Origin of the sequence: Mucilaginibacter pocheonensis (assembly GCF_031456535.1) — a bacterium.
Taxonomy (GTDB): Bacteria; Bacteroidota; Bacteroidia; order Sphingobacteriales; family Sphingobacteriaceae; genus Mucilaginibacter; species Mucilaginibacter pocheonensis.
Map to the genome: position 1 here is coordinate 1081039 of NZ_JAVDUU010000001.1, position 20132 is coordinate 1101170.

Annotated in this window: 20 protein-coding genes and 1 riboswitch; of the genes, 9 read left to right on the forward strand and 11 right to left on the reverse strand. The window is 44.2% G+C overall.

What is annotated here, in order from left to right:
• Positions 1 to 10: 10 nt before the first annotated feature.
• The 4 genes from J2W55_RS04465 to J2W55_RS04480 form a co-directional block, all read right to left on the reverse strand.
• Positions 11 to 487 (reverse strand): nuclear transport factor 2 family protein, encoded by a 477-nt coding sequence (locus J2W55_RS04465; protein ID WP_310092422.1) that lies wholly within the window; start codon positions 485 to 487, stop codon positions 11 to 13.
• Positions 488 to 535: 48 nt separating this feature from the next.
• Positions 536 to 1366, reverse strand: a complete 831-nt coding sequence (locus tag J2W55_RS04470) for a glycoside hydrolase family 25 protein (protein ID WP_310092423.1) — start codon at positions 1364 to 1366, stop codon at positions 536 to 538.
• Between the two features lie 88 nt (positions 1367 to 1454).
• Entirely contained in the window at positions 1455 to 1847 is a 393-nt protein-coding gene (locus J2W55_RS04475) for a group III truncated hemoglobin (RefSeq protein ID WP_310092425.1), read from the reverse strand.
• A 231-nt stretch (positions 1848 to 2078) separates the two neighbouring features.
• Positions 2079 to 2981: a DUF2268 domain-containing putative Zn-dependent protease gene (locus J2W55_RS04480; RefSeq protein WP_310092427.1), complete on the reverse strand. Its 903-nt coding sequence runs from the start codon at positions 2979 to 2981 to the stop codon at positions 2079 to 2081.
• A 184-nt stretch (positions 2982 to 3165) separates the two neighbouring features.
• On the opposite strand from J2W55_RS04480, the gene J2W55_RS04485 reads away from it, so the two are divergent.
• The 3 genes from J2W55_RS04485 to J2W55_RS04495 are packed head-to-tail and all read left to right on the forward strand — an operon-like array spanning position 3166 to position 5478.
• Complete coding sequence (locus J2W55_RS04485; protein ID WP_310092428.1) at positions 3166 to 3603, forward strand: MarR family winged helix-turn-helix transcriptional regulator; 438 nt, start codon at positions 3166 to 3168, stop codon at positions 3601 to 3603.
• A 24-nt stretch (positions 3604 to 3627) separates the two neighbouring features.
• Complete coding sequence (locus J2W55_RS04490; protein ID WP_310092430.1) at positions 3628 to 4890, forward strand: MFS transporter; 1263 nt, start codon at positions 3628 to 3630, stop codon at positions 4888 to 4890.
• A gap of 21 nt (positions 4891 to 4911) precedes the next feature.
• Positions 4912 to 5478, forward strand: coding sequence for an isochorismatase family protein (locus J2W55_RS04495; protein WP_310092432.1), 567 nt, complete (start codon positions 4912 to 4914; stop codon positions 5476 to 5478).
• Positions 5479 to 5976: 498 nt separating this feature from the next.
• Here the strand turns inward: J2W55_RS04495 and J2W55_RS04500 are convergent, their stop codons facing one another.
• On the reverse strand, positions 5977 to 6792 hold the full coding sequence (locus J2W55_RS04500; protein WP_310092434.1) for a DUF6597 domain-containing transcriptional factor: 816 nt from the start codon (positions 6790 to 6792) through the stop codon (positions 5977 to 5979).
• Between the two features lie 201 nt (positions 6793 to 6993).
• On the opposite strand from J2W55_RS04500, the gene J2W55_RS04505 reads away from it, so the two are divergent.
• The 3 genes from J2W55_RS04505 (at position 6994) to J2W55_RS04515 (ending at position 9528) form a co-directional block, all read left to right on the forward strand.
• Entirely contained in the window at positions 6994 to 7335 is a 342-nt protein-coding gene (locus J2W55_RS04505) for an ArsR/SmtB family transcription factor (protein ID WP_310092436.1), read from the forward strand.
• The gene (locus J2W55_RS04510; RefSeq protein ID WP_310092439.1) at positions 7322 to 7837 is read left to right on the forward strand and encodes an SRPBCC family protein; all 516 of its coding nucleotides are present in this window, start codon (positions 7322 to 7324) and stop codon (positions 7835 to 7837) included. Before J2W55_RS04505 ends, J2W55_RS04510 begins: the two co-directional genes overlap by 14 nt.
• Positions 7838 to 7977: 140 nt before the next feature.
• On the forward strand, positions 7978 to 9528 hold the full coding sequence (locus J2W55_RS04515) for a M20/M25/M40 family metallo-hydrolase (RefSeq protein WP_310092441.1): 1551 nt from the start codon (positions 7978 to 7980) through the stop codon (positions 9526 to 9528).
• A 65-nt stretch (positions 9529 to 9593) separates the two neighbouring features.
• On the opposite strand, the gene J2W55_RS04520 is transcribed toward J2W55_RS04515, so the two are convergent.
• Entirely contained in the window at positions 9594 to 10634 is a 1041-nt protein-coding gene (locus tag J2W55_RS04520; RefSeq protein WP_310092442.1) for an NAD(P)-dependent alcohol dehydrogenase, read from the reverse strand.
• 886 nt (positions 10635 to 11520) lie between these two features.
• Positions 11521 to 11722: riboswitch (cobalamin riboswitch) on the forward strand.
• A gap of 165 nt (positions 11723 to 11887) precedes the next feature.
• On the opposite strand from J2W55_RS04520, the gene metE reads away from it, so the two are divergent.
• The 3 genes from metE (at position 11888) to J2W55_RS04535 (ending at position 15747) form a co-directional block, all read left to right on the forward strand.
• On the forward strand, positions 11888 to 14194 hold the full coding sequence (gene metE / locus J2W55_RS04525) for a 5-methyltetrahydropteroyltriglutamate--homocysteine S-methyltransferase (RefSeq protein WP_310093478.1): 2307 nt from the start codon (positions 11888 to 11890) through the stop codon (positions 14192 to 14194).
• 57 nt (positions 14195 to 14251) lie between these two features.
• Positions 14252 to 15250 carry a beta-ketoacyl-ACP synthase III gene (locus J2W55_RS04530; RefSeq protein ID WP_310092444.1) on the forward strand — a complete coding sequence of 333 codons (999 nt, stop codon included), beginning with the start codon at positions 14252 to 14254 and terminating at the stop codon, positions 15248 to 15250.
• A 113-nt stretch (positions 15251 to 15363) separates the two neighbouring features.
• On the forward strand, positions 15364 to 15747 hold the full coding sequence (locus J2W55_RS04535; protein WP_310092446.1) for an acyl-CoA thioesterase: 384 nt from the start codon (positions 15364 to 15366) through the stop codon (positions 15745 to 15747).
• 75 nt (positions 15748 to 15822) lie between these two features.
• Here the strand turns inward: J2W55_RS04535 and J2W55_RS04540 are convergent, their stop codons facing one another.
• From J2W55_RS04540 to J2W55_RS04560, 5 genes are all read right to left on the reverse strand, one after another.
• Positions 15823 to 16446, reverse strand: a complete 624-nt coding sequence (locus J2W55_RS04540; protein WP_310092448.1) for a porin family protein — start codon at positions 16444 to 16446, stop codon at positions 15823 to 15825.
• 145 nt (positions 16447 to 16591) lie between these two features.
• Complete coding sequence (locus J2W55_RS04545) at positions 16592 to 17452, reverse strand: YitT family protein (RefSeq protein ID WP_310092450.1); 861 nt, start codon at positions 17450 to 17452, stop codon at positions 16592 to 16594.
• A gap of 176 nt (positions 17453 to 17628) precedes the next feature.
• The gene (locus tag J2W55_RS04550; RefSeq protein WP_310092452.1) at positions 17629 to 18885 is read right to left on the reverse strand and encodes an aspartate kinase; all 1257 of its coding nucleotides are present in this window, start codon (positions 18883 to 18885) and stop codon (positions 17629 to 17631) included.
• Positions 18886 to 19689 (reverse strand): PdaC/RsiV family protein, encoded by an 804-nt coding sequence (locus tag J2W55_RS04555; RefSeq protein WP_310092455.1) that lies wholly within the window; start codon positions 19687 to 19689, stop codon positions 18886 to 18888. It lies immediately after the preceding gene.
• A gap of 3 nt (positions 19690 to 19692) precedes the next feature.
• Positions 19693 to 20112, reverse strand: coding sequence for a GNAT family N-acetyltransferase (locus J2W55_RS04560; RefSeq protein ID WP_310093480.1), 420 nt, complete (start codon positions 20110 to 20112; stop codon positions 19693 to 19695).
• Between the last annotated feature and the right edge of the window lie 20 nt (positions 20113 to 20132).

Below are 20132 nucleotides of genomic sequence, written 5' to 3' on the forward strand. Positions count from 1 at the left end.
GAACGTTTGATCAATGATCGTAACTGATTACCCGGGTAATTTTCCATTCGTTATTTTTGTATTGCCATACATGCAGGAATTTTAAAAGTCCAACTACCTCTTTGCCATTTTCCATATGTGTAAATTTATGTACGCCTACTTCAATAGCGCCAAAATTTTTGATGGGGTAAATTTCAAGGCTGCCCCTTACCAGTTCTCTTTTTAAGCCGGTATCTTTATTTTGTGCAAACATTTTTTCAAAATTTTGCATGGTTTCATCATAGTAGGCCAGGCCGCCCAGGTCATGATAAAATTCTACATTATCGGCAAATACTTTTTTCAGGCCTTGCATGTCGTGAGCGTTAAAAGCGTCAAAGCAAACACTGTCCATATGTAAAATAGTGTTATACAATTGCTGGTCAAAGTGTTTTTGAGCCCGGGCGTTTTGGGGCGACAACCCCGCGATGAGAAAAAAAACAGATATTATCAGGAATATTGATGTTTTCATTTTTTTATTTTAATGACGCTTACCAATGCTAATTGGTGACAAGATAGCTCAATTTATCAGCAGTTTTTGAAAAGCTGTACTATCCCCTTTAAAGATATTAAAATCAACTTTTTGGTTAATACCATTGATGTGGGCTTTGTCTGAGTGCTGCCAAAACTGCCAGTTGGTTTTGCTGCTTATGTTCAATACGGGTTGATAATAGTGGGCCACCCATAAAGTACAATCATCAAAATAACCCTGCAGGTAATCCTGGTAAAAGCTGATATTGGTATAAATAATAGGCTTTACACCGGTTTTGGTTTCAATATAATTAACAAAGGAAGCCAGTTGGGCACGCATTTTTGCGGGTGAGGTTCCGTAAAGTTGTTCCACGTCAACCACCATGGGCAGATCTCCTTTCTCAACTTTAACAGTTTGTAAAAAGAACCGGGCCTGCCACAGACCGCTTTTTTGCGGAAGAAAAAAGTGATAGGCGCCGCAAATGATACCGGCTTTTGGGGCTTCGCGCCAGTTGCGCTGAAAGTAGGGGTCCATACTTAATACCCCTTCTGTCGCTTTTATAAAGGCAAAAGTAATGTGTACGCCATCTTCATTCATGGCTTTAACCTTTTTCCAGTTTATTTTACCCTGGTACGATGATACATCAATGCCGTGAATGCTATAACCCGAGGGGATGCGTACATTAAAGCTTTTGTAGGTTCGATAATTGGTATCATGGCCAATATCCAGTATCCAGCGCCACGTTGCACTAAAGCTTCTTAAGACGTATCCATAATAAAACGGCGAAAGCAATATGAGGAGCAGGCCTGCCAGCGTTATTTTCCAGTATACTGATGTATCCTGGCTTTTTTTCTTTTTAGCGGCTGGTTTTCGTTTCACCGGCACTTTGGTTTTAACGGGTGTTTTTTTAACTGGGGGTGGCACGCTGCAAACTTACAAAAATGACTTTATGCCCGGGCAACAGGTATCACAATATATTCCCGGGGTTATTCCTGAAATGGGCAATTTTAAACTGAAACATCTCCGCCATTTTACCTGCCCGCCATTTGGCCTCATCCGCCTTTTCGCCGGTGAAGAGGCTGTCAACGGTTTCGGTAAATAAGTTTAACCAGGCGTTAAAATGCGAGCCGTCAACCGGCAATCTGGCATGGGGCGGAAAGGGTGCGCCGTTGTAAGTATATTCTTCCAGCAAAATGGTTTGCCAAAACCTGTACATTTTTTCAAGATGGGCGGTCCAGTGCCCGCCCAGACGCTCGGTGAAAATGGGAGCCAGCAAGGCATCATCAGCTACCCGGGTATAAAAGGTATCCACCAGTAGTTTAATGTCATCAAGCGTTGCTATGTCGTGTTTGGGCTCCATGTTTGTAACTACTACAAAGTTCGGGTTTTTGCAGGATAGTTATTTAACGGCGACGTAATTTTTAACAACTCCCGCCTGTTTTACCCGCGAAACTTTTTAAAGCCGTTATTTCGCATTAAAAACAAATAGAAGTAAGTTAAAAAGCGCTTGAAGATGATTAAAAACCATGCATTTTAACACTTTTTTAGCTGCTTTTTCACAGATTTTGCAACGTTAAAAAGTACTAAAAGATCATTTCAGATATTTATCCAGGTAACCGCTTTTTTTTAGAAAATCGCTATAGTCTTTAATATTCAGAATGTCATATATGGCCTGCTTTTTATCGGTTGCCCTGGCGTAATAGTGGGCGGTTATCTCATAACCTATCCAGTAACCCAGGTCGTTCGGGCGATCGTCTTTTTTTGAAGTCCCGTAAAGCCAGTCGTTATAATCAGTGCCGTTCATTTTTAAAACAAACTCTTTACACAGCTGATCTGTGTGCGTGCTGCCATACTTGTTCGCAGCCTCATTGCCATGATCGCCGGATATCATTTCCCCAAAAAAATCGGCGCTGCCTTCCAGTATACTTTGTTGGAGTAAGGTTGGATCGTCGCCGGGCCAGGTTTGCTGAAAGTGTATCAGCTCATGAGCTACAATACCTGGTATGCCATCAATATTGTTTTGCATTTCGGCCCCTATAAATAAACCTTCTTTGCCAGACGTTCCGCCGGAGTTATATGCCCCGATAACAAAATAAACAGGTGGAAACTTAGCTTGCGGGTACAAATATTTAAAAGCATAAAATGTGCTCCTGCATTGCTTCTCCTTTTCTTTTATGCGCAGGGTATTGGCCCGCACTTTCGCATAATCAGTTTTTCGCTTTTTTACTACTTTGAACAGGTGTTCGGCGCTTTGTATGCGGTTGGGGGTGAAGCCACTTACGCCTTCGCTTCCAACAGCAATATATTCAGGGCCAAAAGTGTTTACTGTAGTGTCTTTTTTAAAATCATCGTAAGCTTTCCAAAATTTGTCAATGTCGCCGGTTACAAACCTGGCACTATCTGGCGAGTTAGAGAAACCGCTTTGTGCAAAGCCATGAACATAAAAAGTGAGCAGTAGTGCAATCAGGGTGAAGAGTTTCAGGTGTTGGTGCATGTTGAAAAGGGTTATCTGCAGGCAAGACGTTTTAACATTAAAAAAGGTTGCATTCGCACACTCAAATTAATTATAAAAGCTGATGGATATACCCGGTTTGCCCGGCCAATCTTCTTTATGACTTTCAGCAGATAATATTATTGTTATATTTGTAAGGTAAACTTACAAGTTTGCTTTACAAATCATGAAAGATCAAAAAGATATGCAGCTGGCTTCTGAATTACGCACGGTAGTAACCCGGCTGATCAAGAAGCTTCGTAAACAATCGTCAACAGCCGACAGGCTGTCGCTAACTGAGCGGTCAACCATAGCCCTTTTAGATCTGCATGGTGAATTGCTGCCCAACGAGCTGGCCGCTATGGAAAAGATCACCACGCAAAGCATGTCGCAGATATTGAGCAAGCTGCAGGAGCTTGGTTTTATCAAAAGGCGCATATCTGAAACGGATAAGCGCAAGGCCATCATTACCTTGTCTGACGAGGGGCGCAGTATATTATACCAGGTGCGTAATGAGCGCGATGAATGGCTTAATAAGGCATTGGCGGCCACCTGCACCGCCGAAGAAAAGGCACTGCTTAAAGAGGCCATCGGGCCTTTAACCAAGTTAGTTGATTTTGATTAATGCACATTAAAAGATGAGGGGAAGATGAGTATGAACATCAGTACATTTAATGCTTTTAAAAGCCGTAATTACAGGCTTTATTTTGTAGGGCAATCCGTATCATTAGTAGGTACCTGGATGCAGAAAACCGCCGTAAGCTGGGTGGTTTATTCATTAACACACTCGCAGTTTATGCTCGGGCTTACACTTTTTGCCAGCTTGTTCCCATCTTTTTTATTATCATTTATTGGTGGCGTGGTATCAGACAGGTACAACCGTTACCGGTTGCTGCTGGCCACGCAGGCCGCTTCTATGATACAGGCGTTGTTACTTACCGCGCTGGTATTTTGGGGGCATTACGTGGTATGGGAGATCATAGCGCTTAGTGCTGTGCTGGGTGTTATCAATGCATTTGATGTGCCGGCGCGGCAGTCGCTGGTTTATGAGATGGTAAATAAATCTGATCTTCCCAATGCGCTCGCGCTCAATTCATCAATGGTGAACCTGTCGCGGCTGATAGGCCCTGGTATTGCCGGCCTTATGCTGGAAAAATTTGGCGATACGGTGTGCTTTGGCATGAATGCCCTGAGCTTTATAGCGGTAATAGGTTCATTACTGATGATGCGGCTGCCCAAGTCGGCATCAACAGCGCATGACCATAATATTCTTTTTGAATTAAAAGAGGGGTTTACTTATATCCGCAATACCCCATCCATCAAATTTGTGCTGCTAATGCTGGCTGTGATCAGCCTCATGGTTTTGCCTTTCAGTACCCTGATACCGGTATACGCCAAAGATATTTTTAAAGGCACGGCATCAACCTTTGGGGTTATTGATAGCGTGATAGGGCTGGGGGCATTTTCGGGCGCTATATTCCTGGCCTCCTTAAAGCCGGGCCGCAACCTGAAAAAGCTACTTGCTGTTAGTACGCTGATATTCGGCGGCGGGCTCGTTATTTTTTCACATGTACCCAGTTATCCTTTAGCCCTGGTATTTGCTGCCATAACCGGTTTTGGTATGATGTCGCAGATCACGATCAGCAATACCCTTATCCAAACCACGGTGGCGCCGGCCATGCGCGGGCGGGTGATCAGCTTTTATGCTATGGCATTTTTTGGTATGCAGCCGCTTGGCGGCTTGCTGGTTGGCGCCATGTCGCAATGGGTAGGCACCCCCGATACTGTAATGGCCGAAGGCATGGTGGCCCTGCTCATAGGCATACTGCATTTCCGTTTCCTGCGCAAACGCAAGCTCAAAAAAGTAACAGCGCCTACTTTACAGCAGCAGCCTGTTAACACATTCGCCTAACAAATTAATAGTATATAGCACATGATAACCGTATTAGATAAAAATACCGCACTTGTATTAATTGACCTGCAAAACATGGTAGTAAAGATGGCACCTGAGCACCAGGTAGCGCCGGTTATAAAAAACTCGGCCAAATTGGTGGCCGCTTTTCGTGAGGCCCGGTTGCCGGTAGTAGTGGTTAATGTTAATCCTGTGGGTTCGGCCGCATCAAAAACACGGAAGGACCTCGTCCGGCCTGTTTCAGGTACCTTACCCGAGAACGCGCTGGATATTATCCCTGAGATAAAGGTAGAGGACGGTGATATCCGTATTACCAAACAAACCTGGAACGCTTTTTATGAAACCGCCCTGCATGCCGAGTTGCAGCAGAAAGGCATCACCGGTATTGTACTGGCCGGCGTTGCTACCAGCATTGGTGTGGAAGGCACGGCCCGCTCGGCCAATGAGCGGGGTTACCATATTGCTTTTGCCAGTGATGCCATGACCGACCTCATAGCGGAAGCTCATGCCCATAGCTTTAAATACATTTTTCCCCGTTTGGGAGAAGTTGGCACAACGGATGAGATCATTGAAAAGTTAGGAAAGTAAGGATTGTTCCCGTCTGCTCCACTGTTTTTTAAGATATTCTACCACGCTGAGCGCCGATTTTCGTTTTGGAGAAGATCCTTCGTTCCTCAGGATGGCAAATTTGCGCGTTGCTGCTTCTCTTTGCCGAGTTTTAAAATCCGCGGACTTTGAAAGTGGAATGACACAAAAAAGGGCTGTCATCCTGAGCCTGTCGAAGGATAGCGGGGAAAGGCCTCTATGCGCGCCCTCTCGTCTCCTCAGGGTCTCTCGCAGGGGACCCTGAGGAGACAAATCCCACTTTGTCATGCTGAACGGAGTGAAGCATCTTCTTCAATTGAAAATTCGGCGCCAAGCAAGGCGAAGAAGATCCTTCGCTATCGCTCAGGATGACAACACTCCCCGCGCGTCATTGCGAAGTACGAAGCAATCGCTCGCAATTGACATAAAAGCAAGCCGTCATGGCTAGCGAAGTGAAGCATCTTCTTAGATAGAAAAGCCGGTACGGTTAGCATCAACAGCTCACTTTACTTTTTCGTAAAAATTCTCAACAGCCTGCATGGATGATCTTTGATATTGCAGCGGGGAGCAGCCTGCAAATTCTTTGAATGCGCGTATAAAGTGCGACTGGTCTGCATATTCGTTTCCGTAAGCTACATCGGTAAGCTTTTCGTGTTTGCCAAATCTCAATTCGTTTAAAGCCGCCTGAAAGCGCGAGATCCTGCAGAATAATTTAGGAGGAATACCTACGTATTGCTTGAATTTACGTTCAAAGCTCCGCTCCGAAAGCTGCAGATAGCCGCGGAGTTCCTGTAGCGAAACACTGCCTTTGGATTGTATAATGCGCGAAATGGCAAACTGCATGGCCTGGTCCTCGTACCGGTTATTTTTGCGGAGCTTAAAAAATAAATAAGCGCATATCACCTCTATCTGGTCTGCTACCAAAGCGGCATCCATTAATTGTTCAGCCAATAAATAACCATCTTTCCGGGCCAGCAGGTCAAGGCAGGTGCAGGTATCGGTTAGTTCATCTGCATCAAAACCAAATATGGTTTTAAGCGCATTAGGGTAAAAGCAAATGCCAATGGTGGTAAAGCTTCCGCCAAACTGTATTTCGGCATGGCGGGTAGATTGTCCGTATATAAAAATAGAGGGCAGTTCTTTTTCAAACTGGTACATGGTCCCTTTTTCGGGCGATTGGAAAATGAGTCCGGGGCAGCCTTCTGCAACCGTTCTGAACAATCGCGACGGGATGCCTGCTTCATTAATTTCCAGCGTCCAAAAAAAACGGATATAATTTTTCAGGTAGTCGGGTGGTGGTATCTGCCGGTATTCCATTATTACTCCCCTCCATAAAATAGATGGTCAATGTATCAAATATATAAATACTATGTTATATACCAGTTGCTTAAGTAGTACACGGCGCATAAAAGTGACTTTGGCTTGTACGGCCGGGCAATCAAAAAATTTCTTGAAAAACATTTGCGCAAGTAAATGCTTGCATTTATATTTGCAAGTACTTACTTGCGCAATAATATTATGGAAACCAGAAGAGATGTTTTTCAGGCAATAGCCGATCCCACCAGAAGGGAGATCATTAACCTGATAACGCAAAAGCCATTAAACCTGAATGCAATAGCCGGAAATTTTGATGTGAGCCGGCAGGCTATCTCCTTGCACATTAAGATACTGACAGAATGCGGTCTTATTAAAATTAAGCAGCAGGGCAGGGAGCGATATTGTGAGGCCAAATTGGAAACCCTTGGCGAGGTTGCCGATTGGGTAAATCAGTATAAAAAGCACTGGACATCCCGGTTTAAGGCCCTTGATAATTATTTAACCGAAATACAAACAAACACCAAAGAAGATGGAAACAAATAATAATGCAACCCAAACAAGTGTTAAAGACGAAGTATTTATTACCCATATTTTTAACGCGCCCCGCGAGCTGGTATTCAGGGCCTGGACAGAGCCCGAACATTTGCTGCGCTGGTATGCCCCTGATAATTGTACCATTACATTCAAAAAAATTGATGTAAGGCCGGGCGGCGTTTTTCATTCCTGTGTTTATAACCCACAGTATGGCGATTGCTGGATCAGTGGCGTTTACCAGGAAGTAATTTTTCCGGAACGGTTGGTGTTTTCAATGGCACTTGCCGATGAGGAAGGTAATTTGGTAGCATCGGCAGTAGCCGGCAAAGATGAGGACTGGCCCGAGCAGACCATCACTACGGTTACGTTTACCGCCCTTGGCGATAAAACCAGGCTTACTTTGCATCAAACGGTATCTGAGGCAAAAGCCAAACAAACCGGCGCCTACCAAAGCTGGATTGAGATGTTCAATCGTTTAAATAACATAGTGGCCGACCTGCCACAAAATTGATCTGGTACATACGAAATAAACAGACCTTAAGGGAGTATATAACATCATACTCCCTTAGCTGGTGTGCCAAAATACCATCCCGCTTAACTAAATACTGCAATAAATTATAGCAGTTAGCGCCGATTTTATAAATTAGGTTCATGAAAAACTTAAACCATAATATCTGGCGCAGATCAAGGCCATTTGTTTTGGGCATGATGCTTTGCAGCAGCATAGCCTTTGCACAATCAACCAATCCGGTTATTGATGCTATAGTAAAGGAGGAAACCACCAACTCGCAATTGGAAAAACTGGGGCAAGAACTTTTAGACGGTATTGGCCCCCGTTTGGTGGGTACGCCGCAAATGAAAATGGCCAACGACTGGGCTGTAGCCAAGTACAAAAGCTGGGATATTCCCGCCCGCAACGAAAAATGGGGCGAATGGCGTGGATGGGAAAGGGGCATATCGCATATTGATATGGTATCGCCCCGGGTAAAATCATTAGAAGGCACTCAACTGGCCTGGAGCCCAGGCATGGGTAAAAAAACAGCTACCGCCGAGGTGATCATTTTGCCCGATCTGGCCGACTCCGTTGCTTTTCAGCAATGGCTGCCAAATGTTAAAGGCAAGTTTGTGATGATATCGATGTGCCAGCCAACCGGCCGTCCTGATTATAACTGGCAGGAGTTTGCCACTAAAGAATCGTTTGAAAAAATGAAAGCAGGGCGTACCGCCTTAACCGATGCCTGGCGCAAGCGTATCAGCAAAACCGGCTATACCGGTAAAACGCTTCCGGTAGCGCTTGAAAAAGCAGGCGCTGTTGGTATAATCACCAATAACTGGTCGGCCGGTTTCGGAGTTGATAAGATATTTAGCGCTTATACCAAAATTGTGCCCACTATTGATATCGCCCTGGAAGACTATAGCTTGCTTTACCGCCTCAGCGAATCCGGGATAAAACCGGTGATCAAAGTACATACAGAATCAAAAGAACTTGGGGTAGTGCCTACCTTTAATACCATTGCCGAAATAAAAGGGACCGAAAAACCAAATGAGTATGTGATGCTTTCGGCCCATTTTGATTCATGGGACGGCGGTACCGGTGCTACCGATAACGGAACCGGCACACTTACCATGATGGAGGCTATGCGCCTGTTAAAGAAATTTTATCCGCATCCAAAACGTACCATACTGGTTGGTCATTGGGGCAGCGAAGAAGAAGGGCTTAATGGCTCGCGCGCTTTTGTAGAAGACCACCCGGAGATAGTTGGGAATTTACAGGCCCTGTTTAACCAGGATAATGGCACAGGCCGGGTGGTGAATCTTTCGGGGCAGGGTTTTGCTGATGCAAAGGATTACCTTACCAGGTGGCTGGCCGCGGTACCCGATACTATTAAAAACAGGATAAAAACAAATTTCCCGGGGCAGCCCGGCGGCGGCGGTTCAGACTTTGCCTCCTTTGTGGCAGTTGGGGCTCCCGGCTTTTCATTAAGCTCGCTTAACTGGTCATATGGTGCATATACCTGGCACACCAACCGCGATACGTATGATAAAATTGTTTTTGACGATCTGAGCAACAATGCCATGTTAGCCGCTATTATGGCCTACATGGCCAGTGAGGACCCGGCAAAAACATCAACCACTAAAACCGAGGGCATAAAATGGCCTGCACAGATCAAGGCAACCCGACGGGGCGGACTGGATCAGTAATAGTTTAATAAAAAAGAGCGCCTGGTTAAAACAGGCGCTCTTTTTTGTAAGGTGGTTATCTGAAATTATAGCGTAGCCATATCAATCACAAACCTATAACGCACGTCGCCTTTAAGCATGCGCGCATAGGATGCGGTAATGTCTTTTATATCTATTATCTCTATATCTGAAACGATATTATGCTCGGCGCAAAAATCGAGCATTTCCTGAGTTTCCGGAATGCCTCCGATGCCTGAACCTGCCATACTTTTACGACCAGCCAGCAGCGAGAACGGATGAACAGAATAAGGTTGTGATGGTACACCCACGCCTATTAATGTGCCGTTTGTTCTTAATAACGACAGGTAAAGGTTCATATCATGCTCGGCCGATACGGTGTCAAGGATAAAATCAAACGAACCGGTAACCGCTTTTAACTGCTCCGGATCAGACGTTACCACAAAGTGATGCGCGCCTAATGCTTTGGCTTCGGCTTCTTTTGACGGCGATGTGCTTAAAACAGTTACTTCGGCACCAAAGGCTGCACCAAATTTTACGCCCATGTGGCCCAGGCCACCCAAACCTAAAATAGCCAGTTTATGCCCTTTGCCAACTTTCCAGTGGCGCAGCGGAGAATAAGTGGTAATGCCGGCGCAAAGCAAGGGTGCAGTGGCTGCAAGTGGCAGTTTATCAGATATGTGCAGCACAAACTCTTCACGAACTACAATGGTATTAGAGTAACCTCCATAGGTTGGTACGCCATCCCGTCCTTTATTGTTATATGTTTGTGTATTTCCTTCCAGGCAATATTGCTCCAGTCCGTCTTTACAGTTTTCGCAAACCTGACAGGAGTCAACCATGCAGCCAACGCCCGCAAGATCGCCTGAGTTGAATTTTTTAACGTGATCGCCTACTTTAATAACCTTGCCCACAATTTCGTGGCCCGGTACCATGGGGAATATCCCCGAAAACCACTCGTTTTTTATTTGATGGAGATCAGAGTGGCACACACCACAAAATAATATTTCCAGCTGAACATCATGTGGTCCAACTTCCCTGCGTTCAAAATCCCAGGGTGCTAAATCTGTTTCAGGATTTTGGGCTGCATATGCTTTGGCTTGTATCATAATAATGTTGATTTATGTTTTTCGTTGATTCAAATCTAAAGATTTGTTATTGCATGAAGGAAGTACAATTTATCCATACATTTTGGCATGATGAATTTTTTTGGCACCCGTATAATTGATACCCCACCTTAAAGCAAGTTTACGGGCGTACTATCAAGGTTTTTAGGCTTGGTGCCTGAATGTTATTACCCCTTAAACAAAGCTTTAAATGACACTCCGCTGACTTTTCATCCCATCTGGTTAAAAGATTATTTTTCAAATCACTTGCATTGCTTGTATCATATCCGTTACATTTAAGGAAATTATAAAACTAAATGCAAAAACACATTCTGATCGTTTATCTGCTGGTTGCCTGTAGTGTGGCGGGCATCCTGGTTAAATCCTTTATTAAAAACAGGTATTTTAAAAAGGGTTAAATGTAAAACCTGCAAATGTGCATGTTTAATACATGCACATTTGCACAACCCAATCCCGATCCCTGCTTACATCTTTTCAAAGTTTATCTTAGTAAGTCTTGATTTTCCGGTATAATAGCAAACACATCATGGTTAGTTTGTCGAAGCATGGTGATGGGCTCATTATTTCATGAAAACAAGGCTGGATATTTGAACGCGGGGTAGACTCACCCCGCCTACGCTTCGCTGGGCGACCCTCTCTATGGCTTCGCCATAAAAAGGGTTGAGGAGGAGTGGTCTTTTCTTTGATCCTTTATCTAATTATCTTTTATCTGTCTTGTGAATTTCCTCTTTGCGCCGCAGGCGGAGAGAGGGTGATCCAGCGAAGCGCAGATCGGGTGAGTCGGTCCTATGGCATTTCTTGCCGGCTGCCGCTAATTTTTCAAAACCGTATTGCATTAAAGCCTATATTTGCGACTGATAAAGTTCTTTACTTTTTTTCAGCAGTGTGGTTTCCTGCCTTACCGGGCAGGGAATAATAAGGAACCGTGTGCAAATCACGGGCTGTCGCGCAACTGTAAGTAACTATAAAAATTGATGCCTTTAACCAGATCCATTGTCCCGGCCCATCGGGATGAGAAGGATGGCAGCAATGTTACAAGCCAGGATACTTGCCCATTGTATAAAAGACAATGCTTTCGCGTTTTGAAGCAGTAGTCAAAGAAAAAGAATAGCCCGTGGGTGCACAAGTGCCCATAAGTTAAGCTTTTACCTTTTATTACCATTTCCCGAAAGTATACCGAAAACCGTAAGGAGCATTAATTCAATTTAATGTTTAACCAAAAAAGTTTTATGCGTATGCTCAAAAACAATCTCGGGTATCCTCGTGTAGGTGCCCTCCGTGAACTCAAAAAGGTAAGTGAACAGTACTGGGCCGGTTTAATCAGCCGCGAAGAGCTGTTTGCCGTTGCCCGTAAACTGCGCGTCGCCAATTGGAAAACCCAGGCAGATGCCGGTATTGATCTGATCCCCTGTAATGATTTTAGTTTTTATGACCAGGTATTGGACACCTCACTTATGCTTGGTGTAATTCCCGAACGTTACAGCCCGGTTTTAACTAAAAATAAAGCCAATACCGAGATCGACCTTTACTTTGCCATGGCCCGCGGTTATCAAAAAGATGGTCTTGATATAACCGCTATGGAAATGACCAAATGGTTTGATACCAACTACCATTACATTGTGCCTGAGTTTGTACAAAACCAGCAGTTTAAACTGTTTTCTGAAAAGGTTTTCGATGAATTTATCCTGGCCAAACAGTATACCGTTACTACACCAAAGCCGGTGCTGATAGGCCCCGTGACCTATCTGTTACTCGGCAAGGAAAAGCAGGCGGGCTTTAACAAGATCGATCTTATCAAAAAACTGGTGCCGGTATACATTGAAGTTTTAAAAAGGTTAAAAAGTTATGGAGCGGTTTGGGTACAAATAGATGAACCTTTCCTGGCGCTTGATCTTACGGAAGCCGAAAAGGAAGCTTTTGTATATGCCTACAAGGAGATCAGCAAAAGCTGCCCTGACATCAAATTGCTGCTCACCACTTATTTTGAAAGCCTGCAGGATAATACTCAGCTGGCGGTAAACCTGCCGATAAGCGCCCTGCATATCGATCTGGTACGCGCGCCGCAACAGTTAGACAAAGTACTTACGCTGCTGCCGGAGCAGCTCAGCCTCTCGTTAGGTGTGGTTGACGGGCGTAACATCTGGAAAAATGATTACATCAGATCGCTGTCACACATTAAAAAGGCAATAGCTGTTGTCGGTAAAGACAGAGTAATGATAGCGCCGGGATGCTCCCTGCTGCATACACCCTTTGATCTCGACCTGGAAACAGCTATTGATCCTGAAATAAAAAATTGGATGGCTTTTGCCAAACAAAAGCTGAACGAGGTTAGCGAACTTGCTCAAATTATTGACGGCGATAATGGATTGCTGCAAACTAACTTACAGGCCATATCAAGCCGCAACCTGTCAAAACTAATTCATAAGCAGGAAATAAAATTACGCGCCGGCGCCATTACTGATGCCGATGCGCAACGCAACAGCGCGTTTGGTACCCGTCAAAAAATACAGCAACAACGTTTTAATTTGCCGCTTTACCCTACAACTACCATAGGCTCATTCCCACAAACAGATGATATCCGCTCACTTAGGGCAAAACTAAAAAAGGGCGAGTTAACACCTGCACAGTATGATGAGCAAATTGAAAAAGCCACCATTGATGCTATTCGCTGGCAGGAGGAAATTGGCCTTGATGTGCTTGTTCATGGCGAGTTTGAACGTAACGACATGGTGGAATACTTTGGCGAGCGTTTGGATGGTTTTCTGTTTACCAAAAATGGTTGGGTGCAAAGCTACGGCAGCCGCTGTGTTAAACCACCGGTAATTTATGGCGACGTAAGCCGCCCGGCAGACATGACCGTACGCTGGAGCAGCTTTGCTCAGGCCAATACCAGCAAATTGATGAAAGGGATGTTAACTGGTCCGGTAACCATTCTGCAATGGTCGTTTGTGCGCGACGACCAACCACGGTCAGAAACCACTTACCAGATAGCCCTTGCCATTCGCGATGAGGTTGTAGCCCTTGAAAAAGCAGGCATCAAGGTTATACAAATTGATGAGCCCGCCATACGCGAAGGTTTGCCGTTGCGTAAAAAAGACTGGGCTGCTTACCTGCACTGGGCGGTGCGCGCCTTCCGTATCTCGGCCAGCGGGGTGCATGACGAAACGCAGATACATACCCACATGTGCTACAGTGAATTTAATGACATTATAGGCCACATTGCAGATATGGACGCTGATGTGATCACCATTGAAACTTCGCGCTCACAGATGGAATTGCTGGAAGCTTTTGCCAATTTTAAATATCCAAATGAAATTGGGCCCGGCGTGTATGACATTCATTCGCCGCGGGTACCTACGGTTGACGAGATGGCAAACCTGCTTGAAAAAGCCTCGGCATTATTACCGGCCGGAAATTTATGGGTTAATCCCGATTGCGGTTTAAAGACCCGTAAATGGCCCGAAACCCAAACCGCGCTGGTAAATATGGTGAAAGCAGCAAAACAACTTCGTCAGTTAGTTGTAGAAACAACAGTTTCCTGACGGGTAAAACAGGCAATTTGCGTATAATTGCCTGTTTTTTGAAGAATTTGAGTATTTATGAGATTAAAGAGTAGCGCGGTTATAAGGGGCGTAGGTGGTTATGTTCCGGATAGTGTCCTGAGTAACAGCGATTTAGAGAAAATGGTTGAAACCAACAGCGAATGGATAGTTTCAAGAACCGGTATAAGAGAGAGAAGGATTTTAACCGATAAAAAGCTCGCTACCTCTGATATGGCCACCTGGGCTGTAAAAAATTTGCTTGATAATACTAAAGTTTCTCCAGACGAAATTGATTGCATCATAATTGCTACCTCAACTCCCGATCACCTGCTGCTGTCAACCGCCAGCATTGTTTGTGATAAAGTGGGTTTGGTTAACGCTTGGGCAACAGATGTTAATGCTGCCTGCAGCGGGTTTCTATATGCCTATACCATGGGTTCAAGTTTGGTTGAAGGTGGTCGTTATAAAAAGGTAATTGTTGTTGGTGCCGATCAAAACAGTGCCATCATCAATTATAAGGACCGGAATACCTGTATACTTTTTGGCGATGGGGCAGGGGCCGTTTTAATTGAGCCCGCAACCGATGGTACTGGCTTAATTGACAGTGTTTTTAAAACTGAGGGCAAAGGCAGGGAGCATTTACTGGTTCCGGCCGGAGGCTCAAAGATCCCGGCTACAAGCGAAAGCGTTGCCCATCATAAACATTTTATACATCAGGATGGCCGTGTAGTTTTTAAGGCCGCTATTAACGGTATGACAGATACCTGTAAGGCTATACTGGAACGTAATGAGCTAAATATTGATGATATTGACTGGCTGATACCACACCAGGCCAACTACAGGATAATACATGCTGTTGGCGATCATTTGGGTTTACCTGCCGAACGTGTGAAAGTAAATATAGACAGATACGGAAATACAACCGCCGCTACCATACCACTATGTCTTTGGGATTTTAAAGACGATTTTAAATACAATGATACCATGATATTAACTGCCTTCGGGGCTGGGTTTTCATGGGGGGCCACCCTCCTTAAATGGGGAAAACTGAGATAGGTGTAAAGCACTTTTCCATAATTTATCATTAAATAAAAATGCGCGTTATTGCGAGGACAAGCAATAACACGTGTTTTGCCATGGATTGCCCTTCCTCATCAACAATAATCAAAATGACAACAGAAGAAAGAATAAAAGCGTCCGAAACACGGATATTTAAGGCCGTGTTCCCTAATACAACCAATCATTACGATACGCTTTTTGGCGGCACCGCCATGCACCTGATGGACGAGGTAGCCTTTATAACCGCTACCCGTTTCACCCGCAAAAGAATGGTAACCGTGTCGTCAGACAGGATAGATTTTACCCGGCCAATACCTGCCGGTACCATCATTGAACTCATAGGCAAAATATCCTATATAGGTAATACCAGCCTAAAAGTACAGGTAGAGATCTATATTGAAGAAATGTACTCCTTTGAACGCGAAAAGGCCATCACCGGTACATTTACCTTTGTAGCTATTGATGAGCATAAGCAAAAGGTAAGCGTGTTGTAGCAATAAACCTAAAGGCAGGCATCTCGCGAGCGGGAATAAAAAAGGGCAGAAAGCTTAGCTTTTTGCCCTTTAATCTTATTTTATTATAAAATTAAGTCCAATGTTAAAGCTGCCGCGACCGTTTCTAACGGCTGAACCCGTGTTTTCTTTAAAAATATTGGTTATACCGGCCTGCTCATCGTATTCAAGTAAGAGTTTAACCTTGTTCGATAGTTTGATCTTGGTGCCAATCCCTAATGCCAAGCCAAAATCAGTGCTGTGGAAAGAGTCTTTAACATCTATATCGCCATTGGTTGCCTCAGCGCCTGCTAAATAACCCGCATAAGGGCCAAAATTGAGGTACCAGTTGCGTTTTTTACCAAAATGCCAGTTGGCCATTATGGGTAGGGTTATATAATTTAAACTAAAGTCGGTAGCGAATTTTTCGTCGCTAACGTTTGCAAAGAAGCCGGGACCCCAACCTTTTTGATCGAAAATTAATTTTGTTTTCAAGCTCCAGCGATTGGAGAAATAAAAGTCTGTGGCTATGCCAGCATTAAAGGCTGATTTAAAACTGGAATTGAAAAAATCAGAATTACTAATGTCGGAAAAGCTGTAACCAATATGGATGCCCAGTTCAACGTCGCCTTTTTTCTGTTGTGCCAATGATGCGGTATAAACGCCAAATACAATAATAATTGTAGTAAAGATTTTTTTCATATATGTGATTTAGTTTAGGCCGTAAAGGAAATACTTTTTGCAGTAATTGTCCTATTATTAAAAAAATAGTTGACGATTTTTTTTGACTAAAACCAAATGTTTAATCACAGGGAATTGCATGGCGGTTAATAGGTTAAGTAAAGATTTAATGCAGGCCCTTGCGTTTAAGCAAGCCACCGGTAGTGTCATCAATGCTTTGCTGCACAATAAATGCCTTGGGGTCAATGTCCAGAATGGTTTGTTTGAGCGATGGTATCTCGAGGCGTGTGGCTACGGTAAAAACAATATCCCGTGGGTCGTTAATATGGCCATCCTTACCATAACCGCTTTTGCCCTGGTAAATGGTTACGCCGCGGCCCAGGGTTTCGGTAATGGCCTTGCGTATAGCCTCGCTGTGGGTTGAGATAACTGTTATTCCCGAATATTGCTCAATACCATTCAAGATAAAATCGATCATCTTGGCAGCAGCCATATAGGTAAGTATAGAATACATGGCCGGTTCAACACCCAGAAAAAATGCAGCCATGCTAAATATCAATACATTCAGCAGTAAAATAAAATCGCTTACCTTGAGCAATTGGGTTTTTTTGCTCACCAAAACGGCGGCTATTTCGGTGCCATCAAGCACGGCGCCGCCGCGCATAGCCAAACCGCTGCCGGTACCAATAAATACCCCGCCGAAAACAGCAGTAAGTAGTTTATCATGGGTTACATCCGGAAATTGTATGATCACTAAGCTAAGAGAGAGCAGGCCAATGGCCAGTGTGCTTTTGATAGCAAACTTCATCCCCAGTTTTTTATAACCAAGCCACAGAAACGGTACGTTGATAAAAAAGATTAGAACAGAAATAGGCGCATACGTAATATCTGATATCAGCATGGATATACCGGTAGCACCGCCATCAATAAAATGACTCGATAATAAAAAGCCTTTTAACCCAAATCCTGCTGATAGTATTCCAAGTCCTATTGTTATTGTATCCTTAACCGTTTTGATAGCGTCCATGCCCAAATATAACAGATTAGGGCTAAAACGGACAATGGCGAGCGGGTTTAGTTAGTTTTTATCCGCCATAACTATGAACTTGTTTTGGCATCCCACGCACTGGATGACGGTACTGGCATCCATTTTTTGCAGGTGAGATGCTGGATTCAATTCAGCATCTCACCATCTTTAAATCCTTACTTTACTACTACCTGTGCAGTGTTCCGGCTAACCTGTTCAAGCAATATGGTTTTACCTGCGGTTAATTCTTTTAATGAATTTTCCGGATGATGCCTTACCGTGATCAGTGTGAGGTCTTTATTATATTTAACCTTAAAATCCTGCTGAAGGCTATTGAGCAGTTTTTCAAAACGATCTTCGTAAAAATCAAAACAAACAGAAAAGCTCAGCGCCGATGTTTGCATTACATTTACCTTTACCTGATTTTGCGCAAACAGGCGGAAAATATCGCTCAGGTGATCTTCGCTTATAAAAGAATAGTCTTTGGAGGATACTGAAAGCAACACCTGATTCTGTTTCAGTATAATTACTGGTTTAACAAACAGGTTAGCGCCATCTTCCTTAATAATGGTCCCGGCGGCGGCAGGATTGGCAAATGGTTTAACCAGCAGCGGGATATGCGCGTTTTGGAGTGGCTTTAAGGTTTTTGGATGAATCACGCTTGCCCCGTAATAGGTCATCTCGATAGCTTCAGAGTAAGACAGCTCATCGAATTTTACCGTGTCCTTAAAAAATTTCGGGTCGGCGTTTAGTATACCCGGTACGTCTTTCCAGGTGGTGACAGACTCGGCACCCAGGCATGATGCGAATATAGATGCCGTATAATCAGATCCCTCGCGGCCCAGTGTGGTGGTAAAGTTTTCAGAGGTGCCGCCCAAGAAGCCCTGGGTTACAACCAGGCCTTTCTGCAGTAAAGCAGGGATATCCTTGCTGATGCTTGCCCTGGTTTTGTCCCACTGCACAACGCCCTCGCGGTAGGTATTATCGGTGTGGATATAGCCTCGTACATCAACCCACTGATTTTTTACACCGGTATTGTTCAGATAGGCGCTGATGATGCGTGTCGATACCAGTTCGCCGATGGATACGAGCTGGTCATAAATAAAATCATAATCGTCATGGGGCTCGTCCTCAATCATCCAGTCAATCTCCACAAAGGTGTTGGCTATATCATCAAATACCGGGTGTTGCGGTTCAAACAGCTCATGCAGTATATCAAAATGGTATTGTTTTATACCATCATAAATAAGGTGCATATTGTCGCTTTGGTCAACATAGGCTCGGGTAAGGCTTTCGAGCGCGTTGGTAGTTTTACCCATTGCCGATACCACGATGAGCAATTGATTACCGGTATATTTTTTTACAATACCGGCCAGATTAATGATACCGCTTGCATCCTTAACTGATGCACCTCCGAATTTAAAAACAAGCATTTATTTAGCGTATTTGGCCACAACCGTATTTGGCCGCAGTAGTGATTTTATTTGTGAATAGGGGATAACCAGCGTAGTGGTACCTGCCGCATAAGGCTTAATTTCGTACTGATTGTATAAGAACTTAAGGCCTATTGGCGTAATTAAAAAATTATCATTCAGGGCGAATTTATTGTCTTTGAAAAAATAATTATTAGCTAAGGACGCTGTATCGCTCAGCTTTTCATCTTTTCTGAATATTTTTTCGGCAATGCTATCCAGCTTGTGATGATACCCCTCTGTAAAAAGATCATTAAGGGCAAAATCCTTATTGATTTTGGTGTTCCAGTTTATAAAAACGGTAACCGAGGAGCCATGGGCTCCGCCCTGAAAAGTATAGCCGCTGATCTCAAGTGAGGTAAGGCCCGAGTCCTGTATTATAACTTTGGCCTGGCTATTTAACTCAAAATACATTGCCGATCTGGGATCACTTTTTTTAAAATCGGTATAAGCCTGCAAAAACTTCTTACTCATCAGTTCAATACTGCTATCGGGTTTGCCATCCATAGCAAACAAGCCGGTTAGTTTGCGGGTAACTGAATCATTGAGGGTTTTCTGACCGGTAAAAACCGGGTACTTTACCTGTACAACGGTACAGGCGCTGTCTGGTTTATTACCGCAATCTGCCGCGCGCTCATGTATGGTTTTATAAGTATAGGCAAGCGTATCTGGCGGGCCTTCCTGGTGCTTGTTGGGTACACCCCATTGGCACGATGCAAATAAAAAACTTACGGCGGTTAAACAGATCAGGCTATTTATTTTCATAGGTTAGTAGTTAAAAAGCTGCTCCCTTGATAACGATGCATTGAGCCACCCGGCTTCAATACTGGCTTCATATTTTTTGTAAAAGTTTATCGCGGGCTCGTTCCAGTCAAGTACCTGCCACACCATGCCGCTAAACCCAAGCTCTTTGGCCTCGGTAATTAACCGGTCAAATAGTAATTTACCAACGCCTTTGCCACGATAGTCTTCGGTTACAATAAGGTCTTCCAGGTACATGCGGCAGCCTTTCCAGGTAGAATAGCGAATATAATAAACGGCAAATCCTACGATCAATCCGTTGGTTTCGGCTACAAAAGCTTTCCATACAGGTTTGGGGCCAAAGCCGGCATCTTCAAATTCCTGCAGGGTTACGGTAACCTCCTCGGGTGCTTTTTCAAAAAGTGCAAGTTCATTTACCAGTTCCATCAAACGCGGGCAGTCTTCTT